Genomic DNA, 18986 nt, shown 5'->3' on the forward strand with positions numbered 1-18986 from the left:
TATTGCCAACTAGTTATGAAAAAACACTGGAAAACCCTTGCTCTGGCCGGTGCGCTGGCCGGAAGTGTGTCGCTGGTAGCGATGAAAACCGACGACCGGTTCTTTGAGATCGCCCGCAACCTCGACATCTACGCAACCTTGTTCAAAGAACTGAACATGTATTACGTTGATGAAATAAATCCGAATCGCATGGTGAAAACCAGCATCGACGGTATGCTGAAAGCCCTCGATCCGTACACCAACTTTTTTGCCGAAGACGAAATCGAGGATTACATGACCATGACCACCGGCCGGTACAATGGCATTGGCGCTCTGATTGGTCAGCGGCAGAATAAAAGCATTGTCCTGATGGTGTACGAAGGCACCCCCGCCGAAAAAGCGGGTCTTCAAATCGGCGACGAGATTCTAAAAATTGACGGCATCAGCATCGCCAATCGCAAAGACGCCGATCCGGGCAAACTGCTCAAAGGACAGAACAACACCAGCGTCAAACTAACGATTCAGCGTTACGGTCAGAAATCGCCACAAGACCTGACCGTTAACCGCGACGTGGTAAAAATGACGAACGTGCCTTACTACGGCATGATCTCGGAAGACGTTGGCTACATCGACCTGAAGGATTTTACGGCTACGGCTTCGCGTGAAGTCCGGACGGCGTTTCAGGAATTGAAAGGCAAAGGCATGAAAAAGCTCGTGCTCGACGTACGCGAGAATCCGGGCGGGTTACTGAATATGGCGATCGACATCTGCAATATTTTCATTCCGAAAGATTCAGAGGTGGTAACGACCAAAGGAAAAGTAACGGAGTGGAACAAGACGTATACCGCGCTCAACCCACCGCTCGACCTTGAGGTTCCGATCATTGTACTGACCAACAGCCGCAGTGCATCAGCCGCTGAAATTGTATCGGGTGTCATTCAGGACTACGACCGGGGCGTATTGGTTGGTCAGCGCACTTATGGTAAAGGCTTGGTGCAGACCACCCGCGAGTTGTCGTTCAACACCAAACTCAAGATCACGACCGCCAAATATTATATTCCGAGTGGTCGCTGCATCCAGGCCATCGATTACAGCCATCGCAACCCCGACGGCAGCGTTGGTAAAATTCCGGATTCGCTCAAAACTGCGTTCAAAACCAAAGCTGGACGTGTGGTGTACGATGGCGGGGGTGTCTTACCCGATGTCGTAGTCGAAGCGCAGACGCCGACGCCCATCGCGCTTAGTTTGACCAACAAAGGGCTGATCTTCGATTATGCCGTTAAATACCGGCACGAGCATCCGAGCATCAAACCCGCCCGCGAGTTTCACCTGACCGACGCCGAGTACGCAGACTTTGTGAAGTGGGCTAGCGACAAAGAGTACGATTACACCACGCAGGTTGAGAAAGACCTTGGTACGCTCGAAGCATCGGCCAAAAAAGAAAAATATTTCGATCAGATTCAGGACCAGCTGAAAGCGTTGAAAACAAAGGTGTCGCACAGCAAAGATGCAGATATGATGACGTTCAAAACCGAACTCCGGACGTTGCTGGAGCAGGAAATTGCGGGTCATTACTACCTTCAGAAAGGGCTGAAAGAAGCGTCGTTTGCTACCGATCCTGAACTAAAGGCCGCCCTTGCGCTCTTTAAAGATATGAGTCGTTACACGGCAACGCTGAAAGGAACCAAATAACCGTATCCGGATTACCGGCGTGATGCTAGTTGACAATTGATTCTGGTCAGTTGTCAGCTAGCATTCATCATTTATCATTCTATGCTTATTTTATCGCTTGATACATCGACAGCAGCCTGTAGCGTTGCTTTGCACAAAGACGGCACGTTGCTAGGGTGTTACGAACTATTCACCGAACGTACGTCGGCGGCCATGCTGACAACGCTGATCGACAATGTGGTAGCACAGGCCGGGTTTAGTTTATCGCAGCTCGACGCGGTGGCCGTGGCGAAAGGTCCTGGTTCCTACACTGGGTTACGCATTGGAGTCTCAACCGCCAAAGGACTTTGCTTCGCACTCGACAAACCTCTGTTGGCAATTAACACGTTAGCGGGCATGGCCGAACAGTTGCGTGCGTACTATTCAAGTGATTACCTACTTTGCCCGATGATTGATGCGCGTCGGATGGAAGTGTATTGCGCACTGTTTTCGACCTCAGGGCAGGAAGTAGCACCAACCTCGGCGCACATCATTGATGAACAGTCGTTTCAGGATTGGCTAACCAAAAGTCCGGTTGTCTTTTTTGGCGACGGGGCCGCTAAATGCCAAGCACTGCTCGGTCAAAATTCGAATGCCTTATTTCCCGAAGAACTTGTTGTTCCGTCGGCCCGAACAATCGGGAAATTAGCCACAGAAGCGTTTGCAGCTGGAGCATTCGAAGATATCAATACGTTCGAACCTTTCTACCTGAAAGACTTCATGACAACGCAGCCCAAAAAAGCGGTTCTTTAAGCGTATGGTTTTTCAGATTACAGCAAGGTTGATTCTATTCGAAGCAACCTTGCTGTAATCTGAGGTTTTTCTCCTTATTTCGCCCCGACAACCGTCCCTTTTCCGCTCTCGTGCAGATTATCGTTGACATTGGCAATACCGACGCTGTCTTCGGACTTTATAACCAAACACATTGGCAACACATCTGGCGAACTCCCGCCCGGCACGACGAGTCAGCGGAATCGTATGAGGCTCGGCTGCGGCTGTGGTTGCTCGAAGCCAATGTTCCATTGAGTAGCGTCCAGCTTACGGTTCTTAGTAGCGTTGTACCTACGCTGACGCCCACGATGCGATCAATGCTAGGCGAGCTGTTTGGCTTCGAACCGATTGTGGTGGGCCCGGGCATCTACCCGTTGCTCCCCCTCGAAATTCTGAGGCCGCACGAAATTGGTGCCGATCTGGTAGCGAATGCCCTGGCGGCTTACACACGTTACCAACGAAATTGCGTTGTCGTTGACTTTGGTACAGCGCTGACCTTCACAACCGTTTCAGGCGAAGGAAAAATTATTGGGGTTGCTATTGCGCCGGGGCTCAAGACAGCCATTCGTTCGTTATTTGCCAATACGGCACAGCTACCGGAAGTTCCCATCGAAGTACCCGAATCGGCGCTGGGTACGAGTACGACCCATGCTATCCAGGCAGGTGTTGTATTGGGTTACGAGGGTCTCGTTCGTTCGCTTTTGGACCGGATTCGTGCAGAGTTGGATGGTGACTGCCTGGCGGTTGCCACGGGGGGGCTATCGGGTCGAATTCCTTCCCTGCGAGATGCCTTTACCGATATTGTGCCGTCATTAACCCTCGATGGCGTTCGTCTAATTGGTGAAACGGTGACCGAATCTACTAAGTAGTATTATAACCATCATAAGGAAACCAACGAGGCAGCGGTCACAATCGATGCCTTGTTGGTTTTTGGCTTTCAAATGCAAAAAACCCCCACACCGCTTCCAATTTTTTTTGTTACGTCGCAGATTTTCAAATTCTGACAAATAACCACATATCCTTCTGATTTATAGACGTTAATCTATATAAAATTCAACAATAGTTCAGAGAGTTAAAATATCTTATACATACAAATATTCAATTTAATAACAAATAAGTACCATTACATAAGTACTATCAGTAAACCACCGCCCACACATGCATTTTCAGGTTCACTAGCCATTAGGTAAGCACACATAATCCGGATCTGAAAGCAGTGAACATGAAAAAATATGTCCTCCTGGCGATCGTTTGGCTCATTGCTGTTGAGACCCAAGCTATCGCTAAAAATACGTGGAATCGTGGTGAGCTATCGCTCATCAATGGTACGGTTTTAACAGGCGATCTAAGCTATAACTGGCGCGCCGAGATTGTGCAGTATCGGGACGGAAATACCATAAAGGCATTCTCTGCTTTACAGGTACGCGAATTCAAATATTTTGACGTTGACCAGAACACGCTACGCAAATTCATTGTGGCCGATCAACCTGATAAGTCAAGTCGTCATCGCTTATTTCTGGAAGAGTTTGGTGTTGGGTCGATGATGATTTACCGGCAGCTCCGTCATGCCCGCGATCCAATCCACATTGGCAATCCGATGAATACCTCCATCGATGACAAATCGCCCAAAAGCCTTGATCGCTACGTTTATTACATTTACGAAGGCGATCAAATGACTAGTTTGACTGATTTTAACACCGAGCTATGGCCACGCATGAAGGCAGAGTTTGACGATGAACTTACTCATTACTCGGCAACGATACAGGCCAATTTTTCCAGCACTTTAACCCGCTTACTACTCATTGCTCAGTATAATCAATTGAAGGCCCGCGCTAACCAGTTGACTATCTCCCATTCTGATTTGCAGCCAACTAGCCTCGACTAATTTTTCGACATATAGTACAAAAAAAGCACCTATCTGTAAGGTGCTTTTTTTGTACTATTTTAAGCTTAAGAAGCCCGGCTAAAAAAATACGGGGCCACACGATAAATGGCTAGCCCTGAATCGATTTAAGCAAAAAACTAAATAATCCAATAAGGTCCTTTTTTTCGTCTGTCAATTCTATTCTGTCTACGCATAGTGTAAAAGGCAGGAATAGGACAATTTTAGCGCTGACAACTAGATACTTACCGCTTGGTTAACTTACCAGAAGAGTTCACCCGTTTCCGGCTTAAAAATAAGCGTGAGAACCGACAACTCTTTTGTTCAATTAGCCAACAGCGGTTATGAAAAACGTATACTCATTTGCAGTAATAGTACTTATTAGCTTTTTCTCTTCAGGGACTGTTGTCTCAGCTCGACCAGATGCTGTTTGGCGTAAAGGACAATTAACACTTATCAGTAAAGTCGTGCTTGATGGCGATTTGTCCTACAACTGGTCTACCGAAGTAGTTTCCTTACGTCAGGTCGATGGCCGCGTTCGGGCGTTTTCGGCGCATCAGGTTCAAAAGTTTAGCTGGTTTGATTACGACGAGCATAAACAGCGTACTTTCCTTGCCTTGTCAGCAGCACTCAGCAATCAACCCGAACCCGCTTTTTTTGAAGTTTGTACGGATGGTGCCTTGTCGGTAGTTCGTCGGCTGCGTCGCCCGCATGGTCTGTTTAAGCATGCATTTAGCCATCCGGCTTATTATCACGATCAACCCACCCTCGCCCAGAATTTCGACCATTTTGATTACTTTGTGTACGATGCTGGCCGTCTGCGGGAGTTCAGTAAATTTTATATAGACATCTACGAGCCACTTATGACCACATACCAGCAGGAATTACGGACTTACACAACGACTCGCAACATCAATGAACGTTCCCTGCTTGGTCGGCTGGTACTCGTAGATCGTTACAACTATTTGGTACAGCAAGATCCCAAAACAGCCTCAGCCAGAGAAAGACAGTACGTAGAGGAATAAGCTGCGTTAGTTATCCGTAGACGCTTCGGGCTCGTCTTTAGTACTATCTTTCGACCGTTTTTTTCGTTTCCGAAGCGCATCATTTAGCAGGAATTCAATCTGTCCATTCACGCTCCGGAATTCCTCCTGGGCCCAGCCCTCCAGCTCCTTCAGGGTTTCGGGATGAATTCGCAACACGAAAGCTTTTTTTTCTACAGCCATAAAAGCAAGCGGTTCAGCAGCGGAAGCCAATCAGAGACTGGCTTCCGCTGCTGACTATTTTTTCTCATCTAGGCGTATAACGTCCCTGCGTTTACCACGGGGCTTACTGATTTTTCACCGCACAACACAACGAGCAGGTTGCTCACCATGGCGGCTTTACGCTCTTCATCCAGCTCAACTACCCCTTTTTCTGCCAACCGGGTCAACGCCATTTCGACCATACCAACCGCTCCTTCGACAATCTGCTTCCGGGCGGAGACGACCGCTGTAGCCTGCTGCCGTTGAAGCATGGCGCCCGCAATTTCGGGCGCATAAGCGAGGTGACTGATGCGCGCTTCCATTACCCGCACCCCCGCCTGATTCAGTCGCTCATCCAACTCCTGTTCCAGAAATTTATTGATCTGACCGGTATTGTCGCGCAGCGTCACCGTCTCGTGCTCGTCTTCAATGTTGTCGTAGGCGTGTGAACTAGCCAAAAACCGGACAGCCGCTTCGGATTGAACCTGAACAAAATTCACGTAATTATCAACGTCAAACAAAGCTCTGGCTGTATCGGACACCTGCCAGACGACTACAGCCGCAATTTCGATAGGGTTCCCCATCTTATCGTTTACTTTCAGGGTTTGTCCGTTCAGGTTGCGCGCTCGTAAACTGATCTTGCGTTTACTGTATAGTGGATTCACCCATTGCAAACCTGTTTTCTTGATTGTCCCGACATAATCGCCGAAGAAAGTAGCCGCCAGCCCTTCGTTCGGATAAATGATGATAATTCCTTTCAGAATAAAAAAGCCAACGATTACCAGCACAATCGACGGAAGGGGGCCATACTCCCTTCCCACCAGGTAAAGCAGAAGTCCAGCCAGGGCCAGACATAACAAACCGATTAACAAAAACAGATAACCAGACGCAGACGTAAGCTTTTTCTCTTGCATAATTGTAAGCAATAAGGTCAGGAAGTGATATCATTTTGATAACACAATAGTAGCACCTCTGTTCTTAACGACCAGTAGTTTTTGTACGAACGGCTGGGATCAAGGATAAGCTTCTCTTAATGACATACAACTAAAGAGTCCGGTTAGAAGCATACAGGCTATGCTTCTAACCGGACTTTCACCGTTTTTTCGGAATGTATGCTTTTTAATTCTGTACGTCCAGCACCTGAAGCGTTTCGCGCGTAACCCCAATCCGATACACGGGGGTTTCCTTGTAGCGAGAGGCAATAATAAACTGGGTGTCTAGCATATGCGGAGCAAACAGATCGTGTAACAACTGCGGGTTGTTGTTATCTTTCGACAAATGCGCCATCAAGACATGGCTCATAAAAGCGGGCTTGTGCGCTTTAAAAAGATCCAGCGCCTGTTGATTCGATAAATGGCCTTTGTCGCCCCGCACCCGATGCTTGAGGTAGTACGGATAACTGCCCCGCTCCAGCAAGTCATCGTCGTAGTTCGCTTCTAGGAACGCAGCGTGGCATTGGCTAAAATGACGAATAACGTGTTCGCAGGGCGCGCCGATATCGGTAAATACCCCAACCTTGGTGTCCTGGTAGGCAATCAAAAAGCTGTGCGGGTCCGAAGCGTCATGCTGCTTGGGAAAGGCCGTAATACAGAGTTCGCCAATCCAGACGGGTTCGTATCCGCGCAAGGGCTTGACCGGAAACGACTGTACGGGTAACCGTGCGCTGGTTAATGTACCGGGTGTAATAAAAACGGGTAGCTGGTATTTCTTAGCCAGCTGGGCAATGCCGCGAATATGATCCGAATGCTCATGGGAGACAAAAATAGCTTTTACCGTTTCCATCGACAGACCCAATCGCTCCATCCGGCGTTCGGTCTCCCGGCACGAGATGCCAGCGTCAATCAAAACAGCCTCCTGCTCGTTGCCAACGTAGTAGCAGTTGCCGTTGCTACCTGAATTTAAGGAGGTAATAAACAATTCCATATGAATGCAAGGTAACGACTTTTCAGGAATTGATTTCCGTACAATAGCCGTTGCGTAAAGCTTATTGAACAGCCGGTTTAATCAGGCGCGCAACGCCATTAATGAACCAGCCCTTTCTCATTCCAGACTAACAGTCGATGGCTAATGACTAGTTCGTTTTGGGCCGGTCGAAATACTGTCGCATAAACAGCAGCTGGTACTGAACGGCGTTGTTCCAATAGGGCCAGTTGTGACCACCAGGCCGGGCAATGTAATCGTGAGGAATATTCCGTTCAAGTAGCTTATCGTGCAGGTTGTTGTTGACCCGGAAAAAGAAATCTTCGGTGCCACAGTCGATTATCAGCGCTAGTGCATTGGGTGTCAGCAAATGAAGCAGGTTGATAACCGTATTTTGCTCCCAGCGCTCCGGAAACTGGGCGTACGTTCCCAGCCGCTTCGCCATGTCCCAGTTATTCGGAAAAGGCCGGATGTCTACGCCACCACTCATGCTGCCCGCAGCGCCAAAAACATCCTGATGCCGAAAGGCGAGATAAAGCGCTCCGTGCCCCCCCATACTCAAGCCCGTAATGGCCCGCCCCGACCGATTCCGAATCGTTTTATAGTGACTATCCACCCACTTCACCAATTCATCGGCGACGTAGGTTTCGTATTTGAACGAAGGATCAGCTGGGCTGTCGAGGTACCAGCTGCCGAAATTGCCGTCGGGACACACGATAATCACATGGTGCAGGTCAGCCGCATTTTGCATGGCGGGCGCTTTTTTGGCCCAGTCGCTGTAATTTCCGCTGTAGCCATGCAACAAGTACACCACCGGCAATTCTTTATCACTGGCGTAGGTATTGGGCGTCATGACAACCGCCTTGATCGATTTCTTCATCGAAGCGCTGTACGTCTCCACCGTATCTATTTTGGCCGCGCAAGCCAGCTGTTTTCCTACTACTAAAAATCCGAAGGTCAATAAAATACGCAGGTAAAGCATTCAAGTAAGGTTTATAAACGAGGAGCTAAGTTAGGTCAGCGCGCATTATAGTTCATATCTGTAAGGCTTTAAAAGTTCGACAAGTGCTTACCGTTATTTTAAGAAAGGAATTGAAATAAGGGCAAAAGCTACTATTCGATCTTATGTCTGTAAACGCCAATCCTTTTCACTATTTTTGCGCCCTAAAATACTGGTTCGTTCATTAAATTGACCGACCGACTCATTGATAATCATGCTACTGAGCGAACAAGAGATAAACCGCCGACAAAAACGCGAAGAACTGATGCGGATGGGCATCGACCCCTATCCCGCTGAACTATTCGACGTAACAGCGACCATTGCTGATATTCGGTCCGCTTTCCAGACCGGTCCTGAAACCGAAGTAACCCCCGAAATGGACCTCTCCGGCGACGAACGCTGGGGAAATGTCCAACTGGCTGGACGATTGATGGGCTTCCGTATTATGGGTAGCGCATCCTTTGCCGAGATTCAGGACTCGACCGGACGGCTTCAATTCTATTTCCGGCGCGACGACCTTTGCCCGGACGACGATAAAACGCTGTACAACACGGTATTTAAAAAACTGCTCGACATCGGCGACATCGTCGGCGTACGGGGGCACGTTTTCTCGACCAAAACCGGTGAGTTGTCCGTATACGTGAAGGAGTTTAAGGTACTCAACAAAGCGCTGAGACCTTTGCCGGTTGTCAAGGAAGTGGTGAACGAGAAAGGCGAAAAGGAAGTCTACGATGCCTTTACCGACCCCGAACAACGGTATCGCCAGCGGTACGTAGACCTGATCGTGAATCCGCAAGTGCGCGATGTTTTCGTGAAGCGCACGAAACTGGTCAATTCCATCCGTCAGTTTCTAAGCCAGCGGGGCTATCTGGAAGTCGAAACCCCTATTCTTCAGCCAATTCACGGTGGCGCAACGGCCCGCCCGTTCCGTACGCATCACAACACGCTCGACATGACGCTGTACATGCGGATTGCTAACGAGTTGTACCTGAAACGGCTCATCGTTGGTGGCTACGACGGTGTTTTCGAGTTTGCGAAAGATTTCCGGAACGAAGGTATGGACCGTACCCACAATCCGGAATTTACGCAGGTTGAATTCTACGTCGCCTACAAAGATTACCTGTGGATGATGGATACCATCGAAGAGATGGTCGAAAAAGTAGCACTGGACGTTGCTGGTACGACGAAAGTAACGGTGGGCGAAAACGTTATCGATTTCAAACGTCCCTGGAAACGCCTGACCATGTTCGAAGCCATTCAGGAATACACCGGCGTCGATGTGTCGGCAATGGAAGAGGATGAACTTCGGCAAGTAGCCGAAAGTCGCGGCATCAAAGTGGACAGCACGATGGGTAAATCGAAGCTGATCGACGAGTTGTTCGGTGAAGCCTGCGAGCCAAACATGATCCAGCCGACGTTCATTACCGACTATCCGGTCGAAATGTCTCCGCTTACCAAAAAGCACCGCAGCAAACCGGGTCTGGTAGAGCGTTTCGAAGCCATCTGTAATGGTAAAGAGATTGCAAATGCGTATTCGGAGCTAAACGACCCGCTCGATCAACGCGAGCGTTTTGAAGAACAGCTCCGGCTGGCCGAACGTGGTGATGAGGAAGCGATGGCACTGGACGAAGATTTTCTGCGCGCCCTTGAATATGGTATGCCACCAACGGCGGGCGTCGGTTTGGGTATCGACCGTCTGACGATGATCATGACCAACCAGCCTTCTATTCAGGATGTGCTGTTTTTCCCGCAGATGCGCCCCGAGAAAAAACTTGAACAATCCGACGAAAGCGAATTTGTAGCAGCCGGGGTTCCGGCGGAGTGGGTTCCAGCCGTTCAAAAGCTTGGCTTCCTTACAGTTGAGCAACTCCGTACGGCCAATACAAACAAACTTTTCAACGACCTGGGTGGCGTACGCAAAAAGCTTAAGATGGAAGTACCGATGCCCGCCATCGCTGACGTACGCAGCTGGACGGGCCAATAGACGGCCGGATCAACCAATTGAAAAACCCCACTTGGACGTCAAGTGGGGTTTGTTATTTCGTGGTCAGACGTAGCGATTTAGTACTCTGACTCTAATTTCTTCACTTTCACAGCGTTGAGGCCTTTTTTGCCATCAACAACTTCAAATTGAACCCGATCCTTTTCACGGATGGTGATACCGTTCAGACCAGTGATGTGGACGAAGATGTCCCGATTGGAATCGTCCTCAACGATAAACCCGTAACCTTTGCTTTCGTTGAAAAACTTTACTACACCTGTTTGCATAAAACTAACAAAAATTAAACTAATTAAACATACAAAGGGAAAAAGTAACAAAGGACGCGAAACAGGTACCAAAGCATACATCAGGCAGAACACTTGGCTGAAACTCAACGGTCTTTGTTGACAATAACGGGACATTAGTTAAAAGATAACTACTGCCCCCGCTACAACACAAAGTAAATAAATTTGTTCCAAATCCAATGCAAATGCGCGCTTTTTTTAGGTAGTTCTACGATCTTTATTGCGCTTTTCTGTGTAAACGGCAAACATTGTATAGCTTTTGTTTGTTAGCTTTGTTCGATCAGTGATACGGGAAAATCGTAACAAGGCACATACGTTACTAGAAGAAGTATGGATAAGCTCAGGTATTTCGTCGAAAAGCAGGCGTTTGGCGTTTGCACGTTACTGGGAGAGAAGATGAACATCTCGGCCAGCAGCATCCGGCTGTACTTTATCTACACCTCATTTCTGACCCTGGGGTCACCCGTCGTTTTGTATCTTATCCTGGCGTTCTGGATGGAGATGAGCAAGCACCTGCGCCGACACGCTCACCCGACCATCTGGGAGTTATAAGTCACGCAGTTCTCTAAACGTCTTCTTCCCTTTTACGAAGTATTGCCAGACAATACTATACGGGTACAACGCAACAGCCTGTTTCTGTTGTTGTCGTAAGGCTTTACGCTGGCGTCGTAGATAAGGCAAGTGACCGTAAAAGGCAAAATGCGCCCGTATGATGGCCTGCACGTCGCGCCACTGACCAACTTTCAGAAAAAGCAAGGACGATACGCCGTCCAGCACCAGCCGCAACAGGATTTTACCCCACAACCAGCCATCGGCGGGCCAGTTCTTGTACAGCATAAACAAGCTGTTCCGGTAGTTAAGATACGTTTTGTGCGGATTCGACTTGGGTAGTGTCCCCCCTCCAACGTGGTAGACCGTCGATTGCCCGCAGGCCCACACCTCGTACTCCAGCCGTTGCAGCCGCCAGCACAGATCAATTTCTTCCATGTGGGCGAAAAAGGTAGTATCGAAGCCACCAGCCTGGTGAAACAAGTCGGCCCGAACAAACAGACATGCCCCCGTTGCCCAAAACACTTGTTGATTATCGTTGTACTGCCCTTGGTCGGTTTCAAACGTGGCAAAGACACGCCCCCGGCAAAAGACATAGCCAAGCTTGTCAACGAATCCACCCGCTGCGCCCGCATGCTCGAACGTATCCCGCTGGCTGTACGACAGGATTTTGGGTTGACAGGCGGCAATCTTCGGGTTGGATTCTAGCAACGATAACACCGGCGCAATCCAGCCGGGCGTCACTTCAATATCAGAGTTGGGTAGAACGTAGTAGCGAGCCCCGCCGTGATGGGTTCGGATGTATTCCAGCGCCATGTTATACCCACCGGCATAGCCACCGTTGTGGGCTAACTTAATGAGCCGAACAGCAGGAAAATTGTCCTGAACGAATGCGACGGAACCGTCTGTCGAAGCACTGTCGGCCACGTAAACCGGATGACCTTCGGCGTATGCGAGCACCGTCGGCAGAAACTTGGCGAGGAACGATTGACCGTTATAATTTAAAATAACAATTGCGAGGGTATCCACGGAACTCGTTTGTGGTTTGTCGTTCGTAGCTGCGTGATAAACCAACTACGAACGACAAATTTACAAACACTTTCCTACATTAAGCCGTCCAAATTGAGGCCCGGAATATTTGGCAACAACCCTTCGGTAGCCTGACGCAGGTGCTCCCGCGCTTTGGTTTCTATATTACTCATCGCTTTATTGGTGGCGGCAACGATCAGATCCTGCAACATTTCCCGATCTTCCGGTTTGATCAGATCAGGATCAATGTCAATTGTCAGAATATGTTTCAGACCATTAACCGTCACTTTAACCAGGCCCGCTCCCGACTCGCCGGTTTCCGTAACGTTACTAAGCGTCTGTTGCGCGTCCTGCATCCGGGATTGAACTTCCTTCATTTTCCCGAACATGTCCATCATGTTCATACTGTATCTTTTTATTTCTTTTGATCGGCTGTAAAGCTAGCGTTTAAACGACTCTGGCAAAAATAGGCTATCAGGCCTATCTCCTATTACCGCAATCGGGTCGTGTTTGTTTTCGTAGCACGCCGATCTCACCAAATCCAGGGCAAAAAGCGTTAAAACACGGACGGCCATCCTTACCTGCTCACCTACTCTGAATATTGTTTACGACTTATAGCCAGGACAGTATCGTTCCGTATAGCGGTAGCGAAGTAGCTTTCGATGGTTACCGAAATGGCAATATGATTAATACCTACTGTGTGGCCTAATATCTTGGAAGACAGTCACATACCCTATCTAAAAAGCCGTTCGTGCAATCACGGTTGTTCGTATGGCTAGCATGGATTTGGGCAAATTACAGATATCCCGTTATCTTCGATGGCGAATAGTCTCTACAAATGAAAGTAAGAAAAGCAGTTATCACCGCAGCAGCGCGCGGAGAACGGTTATATCCGGTAGCCGATACGATACAGAAGGCCATGCTCCCCGTTATCGATATCGATGGTTTGCACAAGCCAGTCATTCAAGCCATTGCCGAAGAGGCTTTTCTAAGCGGCATTGAAGAAATTTGCGTCGTCTGCGCCCCCGGCGATGGAGAACGCTACATCAATGCCTTCACGTCGTTGCGCGACAATCTGGTTAAGTCATTCAAGAACGTAGACTGGGCTCGTGAGGAAGCCGAAAAAATCGATAACCTCATCAGTCGTACACAGTTCATCGAACAGCAGGAACCGCTGGGCTACGGCCATGCCGTTCATTGTGCTAAAGACTTTGTGAACAACGAGCCATTCCTGTTGCTGTTAGGTGACTATCTGTACATTTCTAACCTCACCAGCAAACGGTGCGCTTCCCAACTGATCGAGTTGGCTACGCAGGAAAACTGTTCGGTGTCTGCCGTCAATCCTACAATCGAACACCTGATTGGTCGGTACGGCACGCTAACGGGCAAGCACGTTCCCAACATGCCCGGCGTTTATCAGATCGAAAAAATTATTGAAAAGCCGTCCCTGAGCGTGGCCGAACTGGAACTGCAAACACCCGGTCTGCGCGTGGGTTATTACCTCTGCTTCTTCGGGATGCACGTCTTTACGCCGACGGTTTTCGATATTCTTCAGAAACAGATCGCGCAGGGAAGCACCAATGTTCTGCTTACGCCTACGTTACAGGAACTGGCCGAAACCGAAAAATACCTGGCGCTTGAAGTACAGGGTAACCGCTATGATCTGAGCGGACGCCAGGGTCTGCTACGGGCGCAAATGGCTTTAGGACTGGCGGGTGTCGCTCACGACGAAACACTAACGTCGATGGTAGAGCTTCTGGCCGAAACCAATACGCGTAAGGCAAAACTGGTTCAGTAGCCGTTGACCGCCAATTTCCATCTCCAACAAGCCAAGGCGTCTACCCGCTTATAAAAGAAGGCCACATGAATGTTTTCATCGAAACAATAACCTCCACTGATCCCACTACACGAAACCGATCCTTTTTTGAGTTAAGCCGCAATTTATCCGCCAATAATCTACTAAACGCCCTGCGTGAACTGGACGACTTTCGAAAGTCCACGCCGAACTTATACGATAAAGTTAGAGCGATTCTCTTTTTATACGCTGGTTTCCGCTTTTTCCTGATGGAAGCCAAAGAGACGCCCAGTATTGGCAAAATCCCCTACGCGGGTTTCGAGGATTTATTGGCTCGCCGGTTTGAGCAGGCAATTGCGACATTCTTGCAGGATCTGGATCGGCAAGGTCCCAGCGCTCCATTGTTCAGTGCGCTGGCGGATAGCTACCATCATCTGTCTTTCCAGATTCTAGCCGATCAGGTTCGGAAAAGCGTTCGCTCGAGCAAAGGCAATCAGTGGATGTTCCGCGTTGGCCATCAGGACGAACACCCCATCCGTATTCATCCCAAGTTGCTCCAACGGGCGGAAAATTCTCTTTTCTATCCTGTTCTGCACGAGCAAACCTCCGTTCGGATGGATTTGACGCACAGCGGCTGGTCGGATATTTTCTTTCTGGGAATGGATTACCCCGAAGGGGCTCGAGTCATCAATATTTCCATTGACCTCGGCGTATTCGGGCGCGACAAAGATATTCGTCCGCCCCTGCATTGCTACGTCCGGGTTATTTCGGAGCCGGTTCTGCGCCTGACCAGCGTTGACCTGAACACAACGAAAGACGTTCACGATCTGGCCGACCTGTTCAACTTCGGAAACGATTACCTCAGTCTGGTGAAAGCCGGGGTTATCGCGTCGGGTCTGATTCCGCCCTCGTTCGAAGGAACAAATCAGTCGCTGGCTGCTATTCTGGCCCGGATTGTCGCTCCCGGTATGGGGATCGAACTCGTCACGAAAGTCAACGACATTCCGAAAGGATCACGGTTTGCGGTTTCGACCAATTTGTTGGGTTCCATCATTAGTTTGCTGATGCGGGCGACCGGACAAACCCGCAATCTGGAAGGTGGTCTGGAAGAAAGTGAACGCCGACTGGTCGCATCACGCGCCATTCTAGGCGAGTGGATTGGTGGTTCGGGGGGCGGCTGGCAGGACTCCGGCGGTGTTTGGCCAGGCATCAAAGCCATTCAGGGTACGTTCGCGCAGGAAGGCGATCCCGAATTTGGTATCAGCCGGGGTACGTTGCTCCCTCGTCACCGCGTCTTGCAGGGCGACGATGTGCATCCCGACATTGAGCAAAAAATTATGAACTCGCTGGTGCTGATGCACGGCGGTATGGCGTCCAACGTCGGCCCGATTCTAGAAATGGTTTCCGAGAAATACCTGCTCCGGGGCGATAAAGAATGGGCCGCCCGTCAGCAAACAAACCAGATTTTCGATAACATCCTGGGTGCTATCAAGGAAGGCGACATTAAGAAGCTAGGTGCCAACACCGCCCGCAATTGGGAGTATCCCATCAAGACGATTATTCCCTGGGCGTCTACGTACTTTACCGAGCAGCTCATCGCCAAAGCCAAAAAGCAATTCGGCGATGACTATTATGGCTTCCTGATGCTTGGCGGTATGTCGGGTGGTGGTATGGGGATGTTTGTTAATCCCGATCACTACGAAGACTACAAAATGCGGGTGCTGGACATTCTTCGGACAACCAAGAATGAACTCTCCGATTCGCTACCTTTTGCGGTGGAGCCCGTGGTTTACAACTGGACGATCAACAAAAAAGGCACCTGGTCTACCCTGCATGAAGGTAATGATGCCCTGATGCCGGAACAGTATTACGGTATTCACGTGTCGGAACTGGTGCGCAAAGATCCTAGCTCAATTCCGTACGTCCGCCGGGCCGAAATCGATTATTTTACGACCTACTGCGAGCAGAATAATCAGGCGTATCCGCTGTTGCGTACCATCGTCAGTAATCTGTTTAAGGTTTCGGACCCTACCTCACAGGGTAATCGTAGCGCCGAAAACGAGAAAGCTGACCGGATTAAGAAAGAAAACGGTTTCGACTTCATTCAGCACGAAGAGATTCGGGAGGAATTGCAAAAAGGCCGAATTGGATTGGCGCGGAACCGCCTGCCCGTTGAAACCTTAATTGAGGATGTTCTCCCCGAAGAAATTGCCCAGCTTGATGCGTTAACGGCTTCGGCCAGCGCGGGTGAAGAAGCCATCCGATCCGGGAAGGTAGCCGTACTGAGCCTAGGGGCGGGCATAGGAAGCCGCTGGACAAAAGGAGCCGGTGTGATTAAAACCATCAATCCGTTTGTCGAGATTGAGGGGGTACACCGAAGCTTTCTGGAAATTCACATGGCCAAATCGCGGAAAGTGGCCGAGCGGTATGGCGCTACGATTCCTCATGTCGTGGCAACCAGCTATCTGACCCACGAACCGATTCGAAAAAAACTGGAACAGACCCGTAACTTCGGTTATCCGGGTCCTACCTTCCTGTCGCCGGGACGTTCCATCGGCCAACGGTTTGTACCGACCGAGCGCGATCTGCGGTTTATGTGGGAAGAGATGCCCCAGGAAACGCTCGATGAGAACAAGCAAAAAGTGCGGGACGCGGTGCGGCAAGCGATGATCGGCTGGGCTAAGTCGAAAGGCGAAGGCTCCGATTACGTCGATAACATCGCTGGCCAACGGTTTTCTCCGCTGGGTCACTGGTATGAGCTGTCGAACCTATTGCGGAATGGTACGCTGGCGAAGCTCCTTGCCGACCACCCGCAGGTAGAAACGCTGATGCTTCATAATATTGATACACTCGGTGCGGACGTTGATCCGGTGGCGCTGGGGTATCACCTCGAATCAGGCAACGTACTCTCGTTTGAGGTTGTCCCGCGTCGGATCGAAGACCGTGGGGGTGGACTGGCTCGGGTCAATGGCCATATCCGCCTACTCGAAGGCTTGGCTCAGCCCCGCGAAGAAGACGAGTTGAATCTGAGCTACTACAATTCAAATACGACCTGGATTCAGATTGATCCGCTGCTTCAACTGTTTGGATTGACACGCGAGGATCTACAGGCAGGCGATGAAGCGCAACTTGCCAAAGCGGTACGTAGCGTTGCGCACCGCATTCCTACGTATGTCACCATCAAGGATGTGAAATACCGCTGGGGACACGGGCAGGAAGACATTTATCCCGTGGCGCAGATCGAAAAACTGTGGAGCGACATGTCGGCACTGACCGATGTTAAGTGTGGCTATATTGTAGTGCCCAGATTCCGGGGACAGCAGTTAAAAGATCCCGCTCAATTGGATTCGTGGGTTACTGACGGTAGTAAAGACTACGTTAGCTCCCTGTGTACGTTCACCGAAGTTCAGTCGTAACAGTCAAAAGTTTCGATAGGGCGTAACCCGTATAAGCGGCTTTGAACAGAAGTCACGCATACGGGTTATGCCCGCTTTATTTTCCTCAGGCGTTTCTAGCCTGCAATGTGCCTTTGTTTTTCTGGGCAAAGCAATTATCCAAGTACCGGGCCTGCACCACAGAGCCGTTTAAAGCCATCACTTTTCACGTTCTTTGCAGCTTACCAACGTACATTGCGCGTGAAGGAACGTGTATCCCGGCATTTTCGTCTCTTTTTCAAATCCGAATCATCAAGTGGCAGTGTCCTTTTTGGCTGTGTTATCGCGTCGTTAGCACTGGCCAATTCGCCGTTGGGTAGTGCATTTGAGAGGATTCTGGCGCAGGAAATTGGCTTTACTACAACGCACCTGGCGCTTAGGCACCCCATTCTGCTCTGGATCAACGACGGTCTGATGGCTGTTTTCTTTTTGATGGTCGGCCTCGAAATCAAGCGGGAAGTAGTACAGGGCGAACTGGCTTCGTTCAGAAAAGCCGCCTTGCCCGTTTTAGCTGCGCTAGGCGGGGTTACTGTTCCGGCTATGATTTATCTATTAATCAATTCCGGCACTACTACAGCGGGCGGCTGGGGTATTCCCATGGCTACCGATATTGCTTTTGCCTTGGCTATTATCCGATTGCTGGGCAACAAAGTCCCGGCTTCGTTAAAAATCTTTCTGTCGGCGCTGGCTATTGCCGACGACCTGGCGGCTATTCTGGTAATCGCTATTTTTTATTCTGCCGATGTCCATGGTTTGTACCTGGTCTATGCAGGAGGTATTCTGTTGCTATTGCTGACGTTTAATCGTCTGGGTTTAACAAATCTTGCCTTTTATCTGCTACCGGGCATGGTGATGTGGTACTTCATTCATCATTCGGGTATTCACGCTACGATCGCTGGCGTAGCTACGGCTTTTACCATACCAATTACACAGCAAGCAGCCAAATCTCCCCTGGAAAAGCTGGAACGTGCGCTGCTAAGACCAGTCAACTTTTTTATTATTCCTCTCTTCGCGCTGGCAAATACCACTATTCGTTTCGAACAGGGTATGATCGAGGGCCTTACGACACCGTTGGGAATAGGCGTTGTACTGGGTTTACTGATCGGAAAACCGTTGGGCATTTTTTTATTCTCCTTTCTATCGGTGAGAACAAACCTGTGCGAACTACCCACAGGAGCGCATTGGAAACACCTTGCAGGAGTAGGAATCCTGGGTGGTATTGGATTTACTATGTCGATTTTTATAACGTTTCTGTCCTTCGCCGACCAGCCTCAATTGCAGACAGCCGCCAAATTTGCCGTGCTTACTGGCTCCGTTTTATCGGGCGGCATAGGCTATTTTTCCTTGCTGGTGATATCAAAAAAATAAACTTGCTGAGCATAATCCT

17 protein-coding genes are annotated in these 18986 nt (G+C 49.6%); 10 read left to right on the forward strand and 7 right to left on the reverse strand.

Annotated features, from left to right (window positions below; translation table 11 throughout):
- Window positions 1-15 precede the first annotated feature (15 nt).
- From M0L20_RS05810 to M0L20_RS05830, 5 genes are all read left to right on the forward strand, one after another.
- Complete coding sequence (locus M0L20_RS05810; protein WP_248476068.1) at window positions 16-1671, forward strand: S41 family peptidase; 1656 nt, start codon at window positions 16-18, stop codon at window positions 1669-1671.
- 81 nt (window positions 1672-1752) lie between these two features.
- A complete protein-coding gene (gene tsaB, locus M0L20_RS05815) occupies window positions 1753-2442 on the forward strand; it encodes a tRNA (adenosine(37)-N6)-threonylcarbamoyltransferase complex dimerization subunit type 1 TsaB (RefSeq protein ID WP_248476069.1) in 690 nt (229 codons plus the stop codon).
- 110 nt (window positions 2443-2552) lie between these two features.
- Window positions 2553-3329, forward strand: a complete 777-nt coding sequence (locus M0L20_RS05820) for a type III pantothenate kinase (RefSeq protein ID WP_248476070.1) — start codon at window positions 2553-2555, stop codon at window positions 3327-3329.
- Between the two features lie 353 nt (window positions 3330-3682).
- Window positions 3683-4345: a hypothetical protein gene (locus M0L20_RS05825; RefSeq protein WP_248476071.1), complete on the forward strand. Its 663-nt coding sequence runs from the start codon at window positions 3683-3685 to the stop codon at window positions 4343-4345.
- Between the two features lie 464 nt (window positions 4346-4809).
- The gene (locus tag M0L20_RS05830; RefSeq protein ID WP_248476072.1) at window positions 4810-5367 is read left to right on the forward strand and encodes a hypothetical protein; all 558 of its coding nucleotides are present in this window, start codon (window positions 4810-4812) and stop codon (window positions 5365-5367) included.
- Between the two features lie 6 nt (window positions 5368-5373).
- Here the strand turns inward: M0L20_RS05830 and M0L20_RS05835 are convergent, their stop codons facing one another.
- From M0L20_RS05835 to M0L20_RS05850, 4 genes are all read right to left on the reverse strand, one after another.
- The gene (locus M0L20_RS05835) at window positions 5374-5568 is read right to left on the reverse strand and encodes a type II toxin-antitoxin system antitoxin (protein WP_232559917.1); all 195 of its coding nucleotides are present in this window, start codon (window positions 5566-5568) and stop codon (window positions 5374-5376) included.
- A gap of 68 nt (window positions 5569-5636) precedes the next feature.
- Window positions 5637-6500: an SPFH domain-containing protein gene (locus M0L20_RS05840; protein WP_248476073.1), complete on the reverse strand. Its 864-nt coding sequence runs from the start codon at window positions 6498-6500 to the stop codon at window positions 5637-5639.
- Window positions 6501-6705: 205 nt separating this feature from the next.
- On the reverse strand, window positions 6706-7509 hold the full coding sequence (locus M0L20_RS05845) for an MBL fold metallo-hydrolase (RefSeq protein WP_248476074.1): 804 nt from the start codon (window positions 7507-7509) through the stop codon (window positions 6706-6708).
- Between the two features lie 148 nt (window positions 7510-7657).
- Window positions 7658-8488 (reverse strand): alpha/beta hydrolase, encoded by an 831-nt coding sequence (locus M0L20_RS05850; RefSeq protein WP_232559920.1) that lies wholly within the window; start codon window positions 8486-8488, stop codon window positions 7658-7660.
- 232 nt (window positions 8489-8720) lie between these two features.
- Here M0L20_RS05850 and lysS point away from each other — a divergent pair, with 232 nt between their 5' ends.
- On the forward strand, window positions 8721-10490 hold the full coding sequence (lysS, locus tag M0L20_RS05855; RefSeq protein ID WP_248476075.1) for a lysine--tRNA ligase: 1770 nt from the start codon (window positions 8721-8723) through the stop codon (window positions 10488-10490).
- Window positions 10491-10567: 77 nt separating this feature from the next.
- On the opposite strand, the gene M0L20_RS05860 is transcribed toward lysS, so the two are convergent.
- Entirely contained in the window at window positions 10568-10774 is a 207-nt protein-coding gene (locus tag M0L20_RS05860; protein WP_232559922.1) for a cold-shock protein, read from the reverse strand.
- A gap of 348 nt (window positions 10775-11122) precedes the next feature.
- Here M0L20_RS05860 and M0L20_RS05865 point away from each other — a divergent pair, with 348 nt between their 5' ends.
- Window positions 11123-11344, forward strand: a complete 222-nt coding sequence (locus M0L20_RS05865; RefSeq protein ID WP_232559923.1) for a PspC domain-containing protein — start codon at window positions 11123-11125, stop codon at window positions 11342-11344.
- Here the strand turns inward: M0L20_RS05865 and M0L20_RS05870 are convergent.
- Together M0L20_RS05870 and M0L20_RS05875 are read right to left on the reverse strand one after the other, a co-directional pair.
- Window positions 11339-12370, reverse strand: coding sequence for a glycosyltransferase family 2 protein (locus M0L20_RS05870; RefSeq protein ID WP_248476077.1), 1032 nt, complete (start codon window positions 12368-12370; stop codon window positions 11339-11341). The two genes, M0L20_RS05865 and M0L20_RS05870, sit on opposite strands and share 6 nt — an antisense overlap.
- Window positions 12371-12444: 74 nt before the next feature.
- Window positions 12445-12774: a YbaB/EbfC family nucleoid-associated protein gene (locus tag M0L20_RS05875; protein WP_232559925.1), complete on the reverse strand. Its 330-nt coding sequence runs from the start codon at window positions 12772-12774 to the stop codon at window positions 12445-12447.
- 434 nt (window positions 12775-13208) lie between these two features.
- Here M0L20_RS05875 and M0L20_RS05880 point away from each other — a divergent pair, with 434 nt between their 5' ends.
- The 3 genes from M0L20_RS05880 to nhaA all read left to right on the forward strand — a co-directional run bounded on the left by M0L20_RS05880 (window position 13209) and on the right by nhaA (window position 18967).
- A complete protein-coding gene (locus tag M0L20_RS05880; RefSeq protein WP_248476078.1) occupies window positions 13209-14168 on the forward strand; it encodes a UTP--glucose-1-phosphate uridylyltransferase in 960 nt (319 codons plus the stop codon).
- 65 nt (window positions 14169-14233) lie between these two features.
- A complete protein-coding gene (locus M0L20_RS05885; protein ID WP_248476079.1) occupies window positions 14234-17581 on the forward strand; it encodes a UTP--glucose-1-phosphate uridylyltransferase in 3348 nt (1115 codons plus the stop codon).
- Window positions 17582-17800: 219 nt separating this feature from the next.
- Entirely contained in the window at window positions 17801-18967 is a 1167-nt protein-coding gene (nhaA, locus tag M0L20_RS05890) for a Na+/H+ antiporter NhaA (protein ID WP_248476080.1), read from the forward strand.
- Window positions 18968-18986 lie beyond the last annotated feature (19 nt).

The organism is Spirosoma liriopis (assembly GCF_023196085.1).
In the GTDB taxonomy this organism is placed as follows: domain Bacteria; phylum Bacteroidota; class Bacteroidia; order Cytophagales; family Spirosomataceae; genus Spirosoma; species Spirosoma oryzicola.